12 protein-coding genes are annotated in these 16,225 nt (G+C 71.8%); 4 read left to right on the top strand and 8 right to left on the bottom strand.

Annotated elements, in window-relative coordinates; genetic code table 11:
• Window positions 1-291: 291 nt before the first annotated feature.
• Window positions 292-2,022 carry an FG-GAP repeat domain-containing protein gene (locus tag OG764_RS00745; protein WP_328966384.1) on the bottom strand — a complete coding sequence of 577 codons (1,731 nt, stop codon included), beginning with the start codon at window positions 2,020-2,022 and terminating at the stop codon, window positions 292-294.
• Window positions 2,023-2,370: 348 nt separating this feature from the next.
• Here OG764_RS00745 and OG764_RS00740 point away from each other — a divergent pair, with 348 nt between their 5' ends.
• Window positions 2,371-4,431, top strand: a complete 2,061-nt coding sequence (locus tag OG764_RS00740) for a pectinesterase family protein (protein ID WP_328966383.1) — start codon at window positions 2,371-2,373, stop codon at window positions 4,429-4,431.
• A 222-nt stretch (window positions 4,432-4,653) separates the two neighbouring features.
• Here OG764_RS00740 and OG764_RS00735 read toward each other — a convergent pair whose 3' ends face one another.
• From OG764_RS00735 to OG764_RS00725, 3 genes are all read right to left on the bottom strand, one after another.
• A complete protein-coding gene (locus OG764_RS00735) occupies window positions 4,654-5,307 on the bottom strand; it encodes a hypothetical protein (protein ID WP_328966382.1) in 654 nt (217 codons plus the stop codon).
• Between the two features lie 384 nt (window positions 5,308-5,691).
• Window positions 5,692-6,423 (bottom strand): NIPSNAP family protein, encoded by a 732-nt coding sequence (locus OG764_RS00730; RefSeq protein ID WP_328966381.1) that lies wholly within the window; start codon window positions 6,421-6,423, stop codon window positions 5,692-5,694.
• Window positions 6,420-6,806 (bottom strand): orotidine 5'-phosphate decarboxylase / HUMPS family protein, encoded by a 387-nt coding sequence (locus tag OG764_RS00725; RefSeq protein WP_328972844.1) that lies wholly within the window; start codon window positions 6,804-6,806, stop codon window positions 6,420-6,422. Before OG764_RS00725 ends, OG764_RS00730 begins: the two co-directional genes overlap by 4 nt.
• Window positions 6,807-7,210: 404 nt before the next feature.
• On the opposite strand from OG764_RS00725, the gene OG764_RS00720 reads away from it, so the two are divergent.
• Both OG764_RS00720 and OG764_RS00715 read left to right on the top strand, forming a co-directional pair.
• Window positions 7,211-7,750: a YbhB/YbcL family Raf kinase inhibitor-like protein gene (locus OG764_RS00720; protein ID WP_328966380.1), complete on the top strand. Its 540-nt coding sequence runs from the start codon at window positions 7,211-7,213 to the stop codon at window positions 7,748-7,750.
• Window positions 7,751-7,857: 107 nt separating this feature from the next.
• On the top strand, window positions 7,858-8,754 hold the full coding sequence (locus OG764_RS00715; protein ID WP_328966379.1) for an AraC family transcriptional regulator: 897 nt from the start codon (window positions 7,858-7,860) through the stop codon (window positions 8,752-8,754).
• Between the two features lie 257 nt (window positions 8,755-9,011).
• Here the strand turns inward: OG764_RS00715 and OG764_RS00710 are convergent, their stop codons facing one another.
• Complete coding sequence (locus tag OG764_RS00710; protein WP_328972843.1) at window positions 9,012-9,698, bottom strand: alpha/beta fold hydrolase; 687 nt, start codon at window positions 9,696-9,698, stop codon at window positions 9,012-9,014.
• A gap of 275 nt (window positions 9,699-9,973) precedes the next feature.
• Here OG764_RS00710 and OG764_RS00705 point away from each other — a divergent pair, with 275 nt between their 5' ends.
• Window positions 9,974-12,310 carry a helix-turn-helix domain-containing protein gene (locus tag OG764_RS00705; RefSeq protein WP_328966378.1) on the top strand — a complete coding sequence of 779 codons (2,337 nt, stop codon included), beginning with the start codon at window positions 9,974-9,976 and terminating at the stop codon, window positions 12,308-12,310.
• 662 nt (window positions 12,311-12,972) lie between these two features.
• On the opposite strand, the gene OG764_RS00695 is transcribed toward OG764_RS00705, so the two are convergent.
• The 3 genes from OG764_RS00695 to OG764_RS00685 form a co-directional block, all read right to left on the bottom strand.
• Entirely contained in the window at window positions 12,973-13,389 is a 417-nt protein-coding gene (locus OG764_RS00695; RefSeq protein ID WP_328966377.1) for a hypothetical protein, read from the bottom strand.
• A gap of 385 nt (window positions 13,390-13,774) precedes the next feature.
• Window positions 13,775-14,746 carry a hypothetical protein gene (locus OG764_RS00690; protein WP_328966376.1) on the bottom strand — a complete coding sequence of 324 codons (972 nt, stop codon included), beginning with the start codon at window positions 14,744-14,746 and terminating at the stop codon, window positions 13,775-13,777.
• 14 nt (window positions 14,747-14,760) lie between these two features.
• Window positions 14,761-15,609, bottom strand: coding sequence for a papain-like cysteine protease family protein (locus OG764_RS00685; protein ID WP_328966375.1), 849 nt, complete (start codon window positions 15,607-15,609; stop codon window positions 14,761-14,763).
• Between the last annotated feature and the right edge of the window lie 616 nt (window positions 15,610-16,225).

Genomic DNA, 16,225 nt, shown 5'->3' with positions numbered 1-16,225 from the left:
GATCAGCCAGTTGCCCCTGACCGCGAGGAGGTCGGCGCGGCCGTCGGCCGACCAGTCGCCGATGGCGACGAGGGATGGAAAGGGTTTTCAGGGGCCGGTCGCGGATCGTCCACCAGATCGGCGGGTGCGCGGCGAGCGCTGTGGCGTCGGCGTCGGTCTCCACCGTCCACCACAGGCTTTCCAGGTCGGCCGGGCTACAGGCGCCGACACGCAGCAACGCGGCCGCGTCGGCCGCGTGACGACACGGTCCGCCGGACCCTCACCGGACCCGGCGGACTTCCGGTGAACCCCCTACAGCAGCGCGTCGTACCCCTTCACCTCACCGCCGTTGTCGGAGCCGAGCAGCGCCTTCACCGGCGGGGCGAACGGCGCGGAGGCCTTGCCCGTGCCCCGGTACAGCCACACGTCACCGGCGGCGTCCTGCGCCACCAGGTCCGCCCGCCCGTCGTCCGTCAGGTCACCCGGGCCCGACAGCGAGCGGTAGACGCCCCAGCCCGCACCGACCCGGGTACGGGCACGGAACGGGTCGGTGAGGTCGCCGGTGCCCGCGCGCAGCCACAGCACGCCGGCCCGGTCCCGGGCGACCAGGTCCGGGTTCCCGTCACCCGTCACGTCGGACGCCCCGACGATCCGGTCGTACCGCTCCCAGCCGCCGTCGAGGGTGGTCCGGTTGCCGATCCGCCACGTCGGCCCGGGTCGCCCCGCGTACACGTACAGGTTCCCCTCCGGGTCGCGGGCCAGCAGGTCCGGCGTCCGGTCGCCCGTCACGTCGGACGCGCCGATCAGCTCGTCGTACTCGTTCCAGCCCGCCGAGACCCGGGTTCGCGGGGCCAGGCCCTCGTAGCGGCCCATCGGGTGGAACCAGAGCACGCCCGACCGGTCCCGGCCGAGGACCCCGGCGCCCGCGTTCTGTCCTGTGATCGGGGACAGCTTCAGCAGCCGGTCGTACTGCCCGAATCCCTTGCCGACCGGGTCCATGACCTGCGGGTCGAGTGCCAGAGCCGCATCGCCCGTCCCGCTGTGCGACCACAGCCGGCCGTCCTTGCCGCGCGCCATCAGGTCGTGCCGGTCACGCACCGGGCGGGGGCTGTCCACCGCGAACCGCGCCACGGACTGCGGGTTGCGGGGGTCCTCGTTCCACACCCGCAGGACGGCGGCCGACCGGATCTTCCAGGCCTCCGTGTCCGCCCGCGCCTTCAGCCGGTACGACACGGTCACCTTGTCCGGCCGCCGCACGTCGCAGACGATGCTCGGGGCGAAGGACGTCACCATCGGGTTCGGGAAGCACTTGGCCGGACCTGTCACCGACAGCGAACCGATCTCGACGCCGGGCTCGATCCCGTCCCAGGGCCGCTGCCCCTTGGCCGGCGCGAACGAGATCTCCAGCTTCGTCGCGTCCACCACGTTCATCTTCACGGACTGCCGGACCCAGCCGCCGCCCGCCTTCAGTCCGGGCGCGTGCAGGTCCACGATGTTCCGCGCCGCGTGCTCCGCCGTCTTCACCGTCACGGTCCGGGCCGCGTGCCGGCGGTCCTCGGGCCGGGCCGCCGCCGTCTGCGCCTGCCGGACGCCCCGGTCCACGCTGGCGCCCTTCGGCACCAGCACCACACCGAAGTGCACCGTCGCCCCGTCCGCGGCCCCCACCGCCGTACGGACCCGCGGGGCCCGCGCGTTCCAGTCGCGGTAGTCGCACAGGAAGACCCCGGGCACCCCCGCCTTCGGGGTGCAGCCGCGGCCCGGCTCGGCCGTCATCCCGGCCGGCAGCTTCCCCGACCAGGCCCCGCCCGTCAAAGGCTTCGCACTCAGGGCGTAGACGAACGTGCCCTCCGGGTCGTTCGGGCCGCTGCTGGTGAGGATCCGCGGCACCAGGTTCGCCGGGCTGCCGCCCGGCCGGACCGTCCAGTTCTGCACGTCCCGGAACCCGATCCCCGCGTCGGCCTTCGCGGCGGCGACCGCCTGCCCGGACAGCACGCCGGCGGCGAGCAGCGCCACCGACCCCCCGAAAGCCATCGTCTTGCGCATGCGCATGCTTCTTTCCCCCTGGAAGAAACGGTGCGGCACGATGCTGCCGCAACAGCGCCGCCGGTCTCGCAACGACGCCCGCGGACGGTACCAAGACGGGCCCGCCGGAGATCGACGGATCCCGCATCTGCCTCATCTGCCCCAGAGGAACGGCCGATTCTGTGTACTTGGTGAGGTCCACCTCGCGCGGAGGCAGCGCGTCGCCACTGGCTTCGGGTGCCGTCTCGGCTGGTGTGGAGGCGGGCGGGCGGAACGGGCGTCGTGCCCCGGACACGCGGCAACCTTTCCGCCCGCGGTGGCAACTGGCAGGTGTACGCCCCACAACCATCCTCCCAAGGACAGTGAACGATGGAAACCACGCAGCCCAAAGCACGGCACCGCAGGCGCAGTCTCGGCCTGACTGTCGGCATCCCGTTGGCCACGGCCACCGCAGTGGGCGTGTCGTACGGCGGAGCCTTCGGAGTGTTCGGCGAGGACGCCCGGCCGAAGGCCGCGGCCGCGACAACGGGGCCGGCCTGGGCCCGTGAGGTCGCGGATGGCTTCGCCTCGGTCAACGCGCTGGGACAGAAGGGCACCTACGGCGGCCGGGACGGCGCGATCGTCACCGTGAAGACCCTGGCCGACCTGGAGAAGTACGCGACCGCCCCGAAGCCGTACGTCATCGTCGTGGCGGGCACGATCACCATGAACCCCAAGGGCAAGGAGATCAAGGTCGCCTCGGACAAGACCATCGTCGGCGCAGGCACCTCGGGACACATCGTCGGCGGAGGGTTCTTCCTGGGTCAGGGTGTCCACAATGTGATCATCAGGAACCTGACGATCCGTGATTCCTACGCCGGCACGTGGAACGACAAGGACCATGACTGGGACGCCATCCAGATGGACGGCGCCCACCACGTGTGGATCGACCACAACAACCTGCGGAACATGGCCGACGGACTGATCGACAGCCGCAAGGACACCACATACGTGACGGTGTCCTGGAACCAGCTGAAGAACGAGAACAAGGCCTTCGGCATCGGCTGGACCGACCACGTCACCGCCGACATCACGATCCACCACAACTGGTTCCACGAGACCGAGCAGCGCAACCCGTCGACAGACAACGTGGCACACGCCCACCTCTACAACAACTTCCTGCAGGACGACCCGGACTCGTCCATCACCTCCTCCTACGGCAACTACGCGCGCGGCGGGACGAAGATGGTGCTGGAGAACAGCTACTTCGAGGGGATGAACAACCCGGTCATCAAGGACGGCACGGCCGCTCTCGTGCAGCGCGGCAATGTCTTCGTGAACATCACCGGCCGCAACGAGAGCGGTGGCACGGCCTTCGACCCCACGACCTACTACCGCTACACCCTCGACGCGGCCGCCGACGTCCCCTCGAAGGTGAAGTCCGGCGCCGGCCCCCGCCCTGCCATCGGCAGGGCGGCGACGACCCCCTCCGCTACGGCCGCGACAACCCTGACCGTGGCCAAGGACGGATCCGGCACGTACAAGACGGTCCAGGCCGCGGTGGACGCCGTACCCGTCGGCAATCCCTCCCGCGTGGTCATCTCGGTCAAGCCGGGCACGTACCGCGAACTGGTGAGCGTTCCGGCGAACAAGCCGCACGTCACCATCCAGGGCTCGGGCGCGAGCCGCAAGGACACGGTGATCGTGTACGGCAACGCGGCCGGCACGCGGAAGCCGGGCGGTTCGGGCACGTACGGCACACCGGGCAGCGCCACGGTCGCCGTTCGGTCGGACGACTCCCAGCTCCGCAACCTCAGCGTCTCCAATGACTTCGACGAGGCCGCGAACCAGTCCCTGGAGGGTCACCAGGCGGTCGCCCTGCTCACGGCTGCGGACAAGATCGTGCTGGCCGGTGTCATCGTCACCGGCGACCAGGACACCCTGGAGATGGAAACCGCGGCACCGGACAAGCCCGGCCGCGTCTACGTCACCAACTCCTACGTCGTCGGCAACGTCGACTTCATCTTCGGCCGTGCCACCGCGGTGATCGACCAGTCGGTCATCACCCTCAAGAAGCGCTGGAACGGTACCTCGGCCGGCTACATCACCGCCCCGAGCACCCCGGCGGGCCGCAACGGCATCCTCATCAACCGCTCCACGGTCAACGGCGATGTGGCCGCGTCCTCCTTCCACCTCGGTCGGAATTGGCATCCCGGTGGCGACAAGACGGTCGACCCCCAGGCCACCGTCCGCAACTCGCACCTCAGCGCCGCGATCAAGCGCACGCCCTGGACCGACATGGGCGGCTTCGCCTGGAAGGACGACCGCTTTGCCGAGTACATGAACACCGGCCCGGGCGCCGGGCCGAAAAGCATCGAGCGGCCCCACCTGACCGACGCCAAGGCCGCGTCCCAGGAGGTCTCGGACTGGCTGGGCGGCTGGACCCCGTAGATCGCCGGGAGAAGGGGGCCGGGTGTCGCGCAGCCCCCGGGCCCCGGATCCGGGGGCAGGCCCGAGGCGGCTGCATCCGCCGTCACTGCGGGAGTTTCAGGACGCGGGCCGGCGCCCAGGGCGCAGTCGGCGTGGGGGGCGGGGCGCAGCATGCCTCTGGCGTGCCCGTCAAGCCCGGCGGCTCAACACGCCCAACCGGGGAGCGCCACGGGCAGCCCGGGGTCAGCCGCCACCCGAGTTGGCCGAGGCCGAACCGCCGGAGGTCCAGCCGGAGTTGGGCTGCGGCCGATCGCGCGTGCTGCGCTCGGTGCGGAGCACCACCACGACCCCAGCCGGGCCGAGCAGGGCCTTCAGCGAGTCGGCGAGCCGCTGCGGGTCGCCGCCGAACGGGAGCGGGTCGAGCCGCTCCGGGACGCCCCGCAGGACGAGTTCCAGCGTGAGCGTGGCGACGGCCGGCTTGTGGTCCCCCTGGTACGGCTCCACCACCTTGTGCGTCAGGCGCACCTCGCGCAGGGTCTTGACGGGCAGCCAGTCGTCCGGCCCGGCGGCCCGGACCAACCGCAGAGACGCGGGCACCCCGGCCGGCGTGAACTCCACCCGCAGGATGTCCCGGGCCCGGGAAAGGGCCAGCGCCAGCCAGCCGATCAGGTACTCCAGCCCGGCGATCACCCCCACCACCACGAAGACGGTCGATGCCCGCGCCCCGGCCAGCGCCATCCAGAAGGCGACGAGCAGGGTCGGCACGCCCAGAGCTAGCGGAGCGAACAGCGCCGGCCCCGCCGAGGTCAGCACGTTCCACGTCGGCCCGGCCGGGCCGACGCGCAGGACCAGATCCGTCGAGTCGGGGCCTTGTCTCAGCAAGGGATCGGTGGCCATGCCTCCAGCGTAGGACCGGTCCGCAAGAGCGCCTCGACCATATCCGGCCGATGGGGCACGACTTCTGACGGCCGTAGCCCACAGCCGACGGGCGCGGCGGGCGCCCAGGGCTCGAACCACGGGTCGGGCCACTGCTCGACGTCGGCGGGGAACCACGGCACACCCCGGGGGACGGGAACGCCCTGGCCAAGATCGGCGACCGGCTCGTCGCCGTCACCGCCCACGACTGGACCACCGGCCGCGTCGTCCACCACCGGTGGGCCGAAGATCGCGCGGCCTGCCGTGGGCATGAAGGCAGGGCCTCTTGGTAGCTCGGGGTTGCCAAGCCAACCGAGATCCAGGAGACCCTGCTGCCACAGCTCTACGAGCTCGCGCCGGTGGAGTTCAACTCGGCTGCTCTGTCGTGCGATTGCGTCGCTCACCGGTTCGGGAACGCGGCCGATCATACGGAACGGGTTCGGCAGCATCCCTTGGACGTGACGGACTCGGAGTTGGCGTCGAGCTCCACTTCAACGAGCCATTCCGGGTCGATGAAGCGTGAGACCTCCACGAAGGTGCAGGGACCGTCTGGGCAATCACGGGCTCCAGCCGCAGCCGCTGGGTCGGCCAGGGTGCCGGTTCGGCCGGGCCGAACCAGATCCGGACATCCCTCCCGGTGCGAACGGGCAGGCGGGGAAAATCGTTCTCGGCGTGCTCGGTGCGGTGCAGTGCATGCTCCGGGCCCAGGTGTCGGGCTGCGTACGCGTCGAAGTCGGCCGCATCGGTGGGATGGCACACGGTCGCGAGCACCTCGCTCGTCCCCGGCTCCGGCGTAAAGCCCGGGCCGCGCAGCAGCAGGACGTCGTCGCTGTCGATCATGGTGGCGTTCGCGGTGTCGCGGTGCTCCCGCCAGACGGGGCCGGTGTAGAACGCCTCCAGCGCGCGCCGGCGGTGCGCCATGTCGGGGAACGTGCGCAGCCAGACGAAGCGGTCCGGGTCGTCCAGATCGCGGAACCGGCCGCCGAGGGTGATACCGACCGCCTGTTGACCGGTCACGAACTCGCGCTCGAACAGCTCGATCAGCGTCTCTCTGGTGCCGGGATGCAGGGTGTACTGCCGGAGTTCGACGATGCTCATGTGGTGACCTGCCCGGTGGGCGTGGGGTCCATGGTCCAGTTGCCGTCCATGCGCAGCAGGTTAGGGCCGGTCTGCTGACATCTACTGTCAGTGGATACTGGGCGGCATACGTGCGAGCCGGCCGACCCGCCCACTGCACCCCTGTCTCCGCTGGCGCGACGCGAAGCTCGCCACCTCGACGTAAAGAGCTTCAGGTCCAGGAAGACTTCCTTGCCCTTGGCTGCGAGGTGCTCGATCAGGTCCGGTCCGGCCGCCGTGAGCAGCTCCGTCCCGACCTTGTAGAAACGACACTCCTCACCAAGCCGGTCGACGACTTCGACAGCCTCTCGGCAGTCGTCAGAATCCAAAGCAACGATGATCCGACTGGTTGGCCACGGCCTCATTGTCACCCACGTGCCGTTGGCGGCGTCGGCGGCCTGTGCGACGGCCGACCGCCCCACCAGCAACCCGCGCCGTCCGACCCGGTGAACCTATGCGGTCGCAGCACTGGCCGATCCCACTGCTCGCGGGGGCCGTTGAGCGGGCCGGAGGAGTCCCGGCCCGGACGATGGGGACCTCGCGGGCGGGCTCGGCGTTCAGCCGTTGAGCGGGAGGTCATAGCGGATCCACGCAGACCAGTTGCCGTCGTGGTCGTGGTCGTGGTCGCGGCACCGGCGCCTTGTGCCGGGCAAAGATCGCAACCTCTTGCACGATCCTGCCGGGCGTAGGTCGTTCCCGCCGGGTTCGTGTTCCGATGGGGACACGCCCGGGGCAGCAGCCCTCGTAGACACGATGAAGGATCAAGAAGTTGAGTGATCAGGTGCAACTGCCGCCTCTGCCGCACGCCTTCCACCCGCCGGTGCCCGAGTTGTCGGTGAGCAGCACGGACGTGACCGACGGCGGGACCCTGCCGGACGCACACGTGTACGCGAAGGGGAATTCCTCGCCGCAGATCGGCTGGTCGGCCGGGCCCGAGGGCACCGGCAGCTACGCGGTCACGTGCTACGACCCGGATGCGCCGACCGGCAGCGGGTTCTGGCACTGGACGGTCTTCGACATCCCGGCGGACGTGACCGAGCTGCCGGCGGGGGCCGGAACCGGGGACTTCACCGGGCTGCCCGCCGGTGCCGTGCAGGTGCGGAACGACTACGGCAGCAGGGACTTCGGGGGAGCCGCGCCGCCGGAAGGGGACGGCCCGCACCGGTACGTGTTCACGGTGTATGCCGTCGACCGGGAGAAACTGGGTCCGGATGCGGACGCGTCGCCGGCCCTGGTCGGCTTCCACCTGCGCTTTCATGCCAGCGCCCGTGGCCGGATCATTGCGCACTACGCGTACGCCGGGGAGTAGGCGTCCCGGCCGACCCGGCACGCAGGGGCCCGTCCGATTCTCGCGCGTTCTTGCACGATCCTCCTCCTGGCAGGGGGATCCTGCGGGACTCGTGATTGGATGAGGGCATGCTTCTCGACGAGCTCCGCGACCTGCTGGGCCGCCATGCGCGGCCCGATCTGAGCACGGCCATCGACGGCGTCCGGATCTGCCGGGCCGAGCCGGGCGCCGAGCCGGAGTACACGATGTCCGGCGTGGTGCTGGCGGTCATCGCCCAGGGAGCCAAGCGGCTCGCGCTGGGAGACCGGGTGTACGAGTACGGCGTAGGCCAGTACCTGGTCGCCTCGGCTGACCTGCCGGTGGTGGGCCGCATCGCACAGGGGCCCGAACTCGGATTCGGCATGACGCTGGATCCCGCCGTCATTGCGGAGCTGATGCTTCAGGCGGGGCCCGGCGACCTGCCGCCGTCGTCCCGGTCGACCCGGCCCGGGATCACGGTCAGCGACGCACCGGCCGAGCTGATCGACGCCGTCGTACGGCTGCTGCGCCTGCTGGACCGGCCGCGCGACCGCCGGGTGATGGTCCCTCTGATCAAGCGCGAGATCTTGTGGTTGCTGATGACGGGGGAGCAGGGAGAAACGGTGCGGCAGTTGGGCCTGGCGGACAGCGGTCTGACCCACGTCACCCGGGCGGTGGGCTGGATCCGCGAGCACTACGCCGAGGCCTTCCGGGTCGAGGACCTGGCCCGGTCCTCCGGGATGAGCGTCTCCGCGTTCCACCGGAACTTCCAGTCGGTCACCGCGATGAGCCCGATCCAGTTCCAGAAGCAGATCCGGCTGCAGGCGGCCCGGCTGCTGCTGACCCGCCGCCCGCACGACGTGACCGCAGTCGCCTCCAGCGTGGGATACGACAGCCCCTCGCAGTTCAGCCGCGAGTACAAGCGCCAGTTCGGCGCGCCGCCGCGCGAAGACGCGACACGTATGCGAGCCCGCACCGATCCGGTGGCGGCCGCAGCGGGCGGGTAGCACAGAGCGTGCCGTCCTGCTCGACGCCGACGGGCAGGGCGGGGCCGGCCTCATCGAGCGCCGTCTCCCGGATTCGACGGCCTCGCCGGGAGCGCCACGGACCGCTGGTCCGCCGTACCAGGTACGACCGGGTCGATGCGGGTCGGGGTCCAGGTGGGCGTGCACCGCTTCCTCGTGGGCGTCAGCAAGATCGATCGGGGCATGGCCCGGACCCAGGGCACCCCAAAGGGCAGCGCGGGGAAGGCAGCGGAAGCGGGTCAGCCCGGGCTGCGCATCCCGGCGCCGGTCAGGGCATCGGCCAGTTCTACGGGGTGGCCCAGTGCGACGCAGTGGCCCGCGGCGATCTCGTCGGGGACCACCCTGAGACGCTCCCGCACGAGGCGGCGCAGGAAGCCGGGAGGGAGGAAGCGGTCCTCGGTGCACAACACGAACCGGGTCGGCACGGACGGCCAGGCGTCGAGCGGCCAGGGCTGGGCCGACGCGGCCGGCGAAGGGTGGGCCCGTTCCCGGCCGATCGCCTCCGCGGCCAGTTCGCGGGGCACATCGTGGTAGAAGGCGACGTAGGGGTCGGTGCTTCCGGTACGGCCGCCGTCCCGGAGCGCCTGGCGCCGCACGGCCCCGGCGTAGCCCGTCGCGTCCCACCACTGGTCGGGTGACTCGCCGGGCGCAGGGACCATCCCGGCCACGAGGACCAGCGCTTCGACCGGACGGCGGGCCGCGACCAGCGGGGCGGTGAACGCGCCGAAGGACTGCCCCACGACCACCAGGTCGCGCCGGTCGCCGACCGTCTCCAGCACGGCGTCGGCGTAGTCGTCCAACGTCAGCGAGTCGTCCTCACCCGGAAGATCGGGAGCCACCGTGTCGTGCCCGCGCGCCCGCAGCTCCGCTTCGACCGCGTGCCAGTACCAGCCGACGTCGCCGGCCCCGTGGATCAGGGCGAACATGCTCACCGGGTCGCTCCCAGAGCGGCAGGGAGATCTTCCCTCGCCTCCCTCAACTCCTAGCGCACCGGGAGGCTTGCCGCAAAACCCGGGTCCCGCCGAGGAATCGGCGGGCCCCCTGCCGTCCGGTACGTCCGCCCAGGTACTGCGGTGGCCTGTACGGGCGGACAAGATCATGTGCCGGTCGGCGGGAGCCGCCCGCAAAAGTAGGTAGTGCATACTTTTGCGGGCGGAGTACGGCGTTCCGGCTGGTCCGCACTGACCAGGAGACATCCAGCATGGACACCGGTACGCCGGCCACCGGCGGCTTCGGCGCGCTCCTGCACGGCCTGCGCACGGCAGCCGGGCTCAGTCAGGAGCAGCTGGCGCACGCCGCGGGCGTGAGCGTGCGGGCTCTGTCGTACATGGAGCGCGGCCGCTCCCGGGGGCCGCAGCGCCGCACCGTACAGGCGCTGGCCACAGCCCTGGCCCTGGACGGGGACGCCGCCCGGCGGCTGGAGCACGCCGCGAGCCTGGGCCGCCCCCGCCGGGCCGCCAAGGCGGAGGCCTCGCCCCCGCCGCCCGCCGCCGTACCGGACGCCCCGGCGCCGCCCGCCGCTGTACCGGATGCCCCGGCGCCGGCCGCCGCGCCCGACCTGCTGCCGCGCGCACCGCGCGGATTCCACGGACGGGCGGCGGAACTGGACGCCCTGTCCCGGGCCGCGGCGGGCGAGGCGCCGGTCTGCCTGGTCGTCGGGCCCGCCGGGGTCGGCAAGACGGCCCTCGTACTGCACTGGGCCCACCGCGGCCGCGCCGGATTCCCCGACGGGCTGCTCCACGCCGACCTGCGCGGTTTCGGCGGGACGGGCGAGCCCGCCCTCATCGAAGTGCTGCGCGATTTCCTGGTGGCGCTCGGCGTGCCGCCGGGCGGGATACCGGAGTCGGCGAACGCCGCCGCCGCGCTGTTCCGGTCGCTCGCCGCCGACCGCCGCGTCCTCGTCGTACTCGACAACGCGCGGGATTCCGAGCAGGTCAGGCCGCTGCTCCCCGGCGGCCGCCACTGCGTCACCGTCGTCACCAGCAGGCACCGCCTGCCCGGCCTGATCGTCACCGACACCGCCCGCCCCGTCGCCGTCGACGTACTCGCCCCGGAGGACGGCACGACGCTCCTCGCCGGGGTGCTCGGCACCGAACGCGTCCGCGCCGAGCCGGCGGCCGCACGGCGGCTCGCCGAACTCTGCGGCGGGCTGCCCCTCGCCCTGCGCGTGGCGGCTGCCCGACTGGTGCAGCGCCCCGGCTGGTCGCTGGACGCCATGGCCGCCGAGATGTCCGACGAGACGCGCCGGCTGGGCCTGCTCGACGTGGAGGACACCAGTGTCCGGGCGGCGCTGCGCGTGACGCTCCAGCAGCTTCCGCAGGACGTCTGCCGGCTGTTCGCCCATCTCGGCCGCCACCCCGGCACGCACGTCGACCGCTACGCGGCCGCGGCCCTGGCGGGCACCGGCCCGGCAGCCGCCGAGGCTGCCCTGGAGCGGCTGGCCGCCGCGCACCTCGTCACGGAGGCGGCGCCCGGCCGGTGGACCCTGCACGACCTCGTACGGCTCTACGCACGGAGCCTGGACGCCGGCCCCCAGGCCCTCACGCGAGTCCTCGACCACTACGTGGCCACGGGCGTCGCCGCCGTGGCGGCGGCCGAGCCGGGCAACGAGGAGTGCTTCCCGCTGCCCGCGGACCACCTGGCCCCGGCCGCCGTACGGGAGTTCGCCGACCGGTCCGACGCCGTGGCCTGGTACGCGGCCGAGCGGGACGACCTCGCGCTGGCCGCTACCGCGGCGCACGAGGCCGCACTGCACGGCAGGGCCTGGCGGATCGTCCTGACGCTGTGGCCGCTGATCGTGTGGCGCGTGCGGGACGGCTGGGTCCCGCTCCTGGAGACCGCACTCGCGTCGGCGCGCGCCGACGGTGCGACGGGCGACGGGTACGGCGAGTCGCGGGTGCTGAACGTCCTCGGCTGGGTGCTGATCGAAGAGGGCCGCACCGAGGAGGCGCTGTCCCGGCTGGGGGCCGCTTCCGCGCTCGCGTCCCGGGCGGGGGACGCGGTGGCCGAGGCGAACGCCCTGATCGTCCTCGCCATGGCGCAGGCGGCGCGCGGCGGCCCGGACGAGGCCGCGCAGGGGTGCGAGCGGGCGGTGGAGCTGGCCCGCGGCGCCGGCGACCGCACCATCGAGAGGCTGGCCCTCCAGCACCTCGCCCGCCACCGGGCCGACGCCGGGCAGTGGCGCCGGGCCCTCGACATAGCGGACGAAGCCCTGGCCTTCGACTCCGACGCAACCGACTCCGCCGCAGCCGACTCCGCCGCAGCCGACTCCGCCGCAGGCAACGCCGCCGACGGGCGGCCCGGCACGGTCGACATCCCCCGCATCCTGCTCCTCATGGTGCGGGGGGAGGCCCTGCTGGGCCTCGGCGACGAAGCCGGGGGCATACGGCAGCTCGACCTGGCGGCCCGGGAGGCAGAGTCCTCCGGCTACGAGGACGGCGCGGTACGGGCCCTCGGCGCCCTGCTGAAGGCATCGGCGGACCCGGAGCACCGGACCCGCTACGACGCGGCCGTCGCTCGCCTCACTACGCGGCCGTGAACACGCGGGCCTGACACCGCGCCCGCACCCCCGCGGGCATTGCACCCGCAGAAGTGCGCCGCACCGCCCTGCTCTTCGGCCGCGCCGAGCTCCACCAGGTCCAGCCCGCGTAGGCCGTTCCTTTGGACCATCTCGCGGACCGGATGAAGATGGCGGCGTGGTGGAGTCCGGCGAGGTGGATGGTGACGGTCTTGCCGTAGCCAGTGGCCAGGCCGCGCGACTGCTCGACCTTGGTGATGCACCGCTTGACGGAGTTGCGCTGCTCGTGGGTCTCTCGGTCGAAGGCCGGCGGCCGTCCGCCGCGGCTTCCGAGCCGTTCGCGCCTCGCGGCCCGGTCGGCGGGTTGCGGGAGAACCGCCCGGATTCCGCGCCGTCGCCGATGCCGGCTACTCCGGGTGCGCCGGCCCCCGGGCCCGTGTCCCCCGTCGCGGTGCAGGTCAGTCCGAGCACCTGCTGTGTGGTGAGAGCAGCGGTGAGCCGGCCGAGGGTGCCGTGGCCGGGCCGGGCCGGGCCGGAGGTACGGAGAGTGGCGGGGAACGCCGTCGGCGACGGCCGCTGGGGAACGCGGCGACGGGCCCCGCGAACGCTTCCGTTCGCGGGGCCCGTCGTAGGGGCTGGGGGAGCCCCGGCCGGGCCGCTGGGGTCATGCGGCCGGCACGTGGTCAGCCGTTGAGCGGGGTGTCGTAGTGGATCCATCCGGACCAGTTGCCGTTGTGGTCGCGGTTGCGGCCCCAGTACTCGGCCTGCTGGTCGTAGTAGAACATCCGGAAGGACCAGGGGTCGCTGGTGTCGTAGTCGTAGGTGTAGACCTGGCTGTACGCCTTGCCGCCCATGGACATCCACCGCGACCAGTCCCCGTCGGAGTCCGTCCAGCGGGTCCACACCGCGCGGTCGCTGCCGACGACGAAGTCCTGCTTCGTGCCGTCGGGCAGTATGCGGGTGGTCGGCTTGTACTCGCAGAGGTAGACGCCGCCTCCGTACGAGCAGTAGGCCCCCGCCTGGGCCGGCGTGGCCATCACCGCGACGCTCGCGACTGCGGTGGCCGCGATCGCGGCCGCCTTCAACTTGCGGACCAGCATGTCTCTCCTTCGTGCGTGCGACCGACCCGTTCGGGCACGGATGCGCTTCCCTCCGGCCGCCGACGCGGTAGGGCGCCCCTGCGGCAGCCACAGTCGATCACGGTGGCGGGGCGCGGTCCCAGGCAATTCCACCCGCAAAACTGGGGTCGGGCGTACTTTTGCGGGGCCCGGATGCCGCTGCGTAGGGCATGACCGGGCGTCGATCGCGGCGCGTACCTCGCAGGTATCCATGACTTCGTGCCACCACCGGGACCTCTCCGATGGGCGCCGCGTAGGGGGAGGCGGAGGGCTCGTGAAGGGCGGCCGGCGGACCGGGGGCACCCCATCCGGACAGGGGTGCCTCTGCCGGCCCGGGCTTCACCCCCTATGCACCAGGGGCGCGTCGTCAGCGGGAGCCGGTAGTCCTGCGGCGGCGTACGTAGACTGCCGCGCCGCCGAGGGCGCCGGCGGCAGCCAGAGCCGCGGCCCCGGCGACGGCCAGCGGCTTCCGGGACGGCTCCACCGCCGGAATCCCGGACGCGGCCGCGACCTGATCCGACTGGTCCGGCTGCTGCGACTCCTTCGATTCCGCTTCCATGAGGCCGCCGTACCCGCCGGCCATCCCCTTGCGGTCGTATGCCGAGCCGGGCAACTTGTCGCCGTAGCGGGCGTTGACCAGCCTCTGGTAGGCGGCGAGGGTGATGGCGCGCTTTCCGCCGAGACCGGCGGTCGCCTCCCTGTTGAGCGGCTCGACCGTGCCCTCGGCGGTGAGCCGGTACCAGGCGTGGATCTGCGGCTCGGTGAAGACGCGGCTCTGCGGGGTGCCGCGTTCGGCGAGGCGGACATCGTTCTCGCCGTCCCGGATGGCGGCCAGTTCCCACCCTGCGGCGCCGACCTGCTGCGGGCCGCTTCCCATCGCGGCGGCGTTGCGCTTGGGTGCGAGCAGTACGGCGGCGCTGGTGCCGTCGGCGGCGGTCACCCGGGAAGCCAGGTACGAGAGCCGGAGCGCGGTCCGCGGGGTGGCCCGGCTCCCGCCGGCCACGAACTCGGGGCTGATCTCGTACATCGGCACCGGGTCCTTCAGAACGAACCCGGGCGCGGCGGGGCCCTTGGCGGGTGCGTTCACGGGCGCGCCGACGGGACCGCCGTCCGCGGCGGCCGCGGCACTGCCGTGCTGCCGGGCCGAGACGAGGAAGCGGGAGACGGTGTCACGGAGCTGTTCGCTGCGGACGGTCTGCCGGGCGGACGGGTAGCCTGCGATGCCGTCGCCCGGCGCGGCCTGTGCCGGAACGATTCCGCACAGGGCGGAGGCGAGTGCGGCAGTGGCGAGCACGGCGGCCCGGATGGCCGCGCGCCTGGTGCGTCGTATGGTCTGCATGGTCGGTCTGCTCCTCAGTCCTGGATGCCGACGCGGGAGTGCGTCCACTGGAACTGGTTGTTGTTCACGTACGTGGAGTAGTTCCACCAGGTGTAGGTCTGGGTGGTCTGCCACGGGTCACCGACCGCGATCATGTTGCTGGTGCGGTCGTAGCCGTAGATGACGTTCATGTGGCCGCCTCCGCTGTGCCATCCGAACCGGACGGCGAACGGCCGGCCCGCGGCGACCTCCGCGGCGGACTCGCTGAACGAGGCGTTGCGGTAGAGGCTGCGGCCGCTGTTGCGCAGGCCCAGCCTGGCCAGCCCGTTGGCCATGTCCTCCAGCGTCGCGGGCTGGTTGTTGCAGTCCACCCAGGTGCCCTGGGCGGCGAGCCGGCAGAACTGCTCCTGAGTGACGGAGTGGCCCCAGTATTTGGCGATGGTCACGCCGGAGGCGTCCCAGCACCACTGGGTCCTGACCTGCTTCTGCATGGTGATCCTGACCGTCTTCGCGGTCGCGGGGCCCGTGGGGGTGGGCTTCGGGTCCGGGGTCGAGCCGCAGACCGGCAGGGGCGTGGTGTTCTCGTGGATGAAGGCGTCGGCGATGTAGTACGAGCCGGTGTAGATCCACCGCGGGTTGCTCTCCACGGTGTCGCCGGTGGTCCGGCAGGACATCCGGATGCTGTCGCCGACCTTCGAGGAGCCGTTGATCCGGGCCGAGAGGGACGGCGCGGTCCGGTGGTTGACGGTCCGGTAGCCGCCCTGCCCGCCGGTGACCGTGCCGGTGACCGGATCGGCCTGGGCGAGGGCGCCGAAGCCGAACAGCAGACCGCCGGAGAGTGCGGCTGTGACCGTGGCTGTCAGTGCTTTCTTGCGATGGGACATGCGACGTCTGTGCACCATGCTCCTTGAATCCGGGAAACGGGGAACTGCATGCACGACACCCCGGTCGTCGGGGCTGCTGTGCAGTTGCAGGAAGGGGGCCTGCGCCCCGGGCCGGTGGTACCGGCAGCCGTGGACGGCCCTTCGGGAAGTGACGGGCGGTCAGCGGGCGCGGCGCGACACGGCGGACCGGACCGGCGGGACACCGGCGCCGGTGCCGCGACCGGCGGGCCTGCGCCGATGCCCACGCCCCCATCGACAATTACTAGTCATGCACACCTCAAACCTTTGGCCGGAGAAGTGGGTGAGCGGAAGCCTGCCAGACGGGCGCGGCGGAGATTTCGGACAAACGGGAATCGGGCTCAAGATATCCGACCGTTACCTGACCTATTCATTTGATGACAAGTCAGTTCCCTTTAAAAGCAATGGGGTTGCCTGTCCTGGTCGCGGATGGTCCAGGCCAATATGGTGATCTCGTTATCGAATCGAGATAATCCGCGAATCCTTGTTGACGTGAATTCAGTCGAGGATTCATCCAATAACTACGAGCCGAATTAACCCTGTTACGGCCCGTGAGAGACCGTGCGCTCCGAGATGTCGCCGCGAACCAGCGAGTGCC

It is taken from the genome of Streptomyces sp. NBC_00239, assembly GCF_036194065.1.
Lineage (GTDB): Bacteria > Actinomycetota > Actinomycetes > Streptomycetales > Streptomycetaceae > Streptomyces.
The sequence above is the reverse complement of the archived record's forward strand: the minus strand, read 5'-3'. Positions and strand labels throughout refer to the sequence as shown.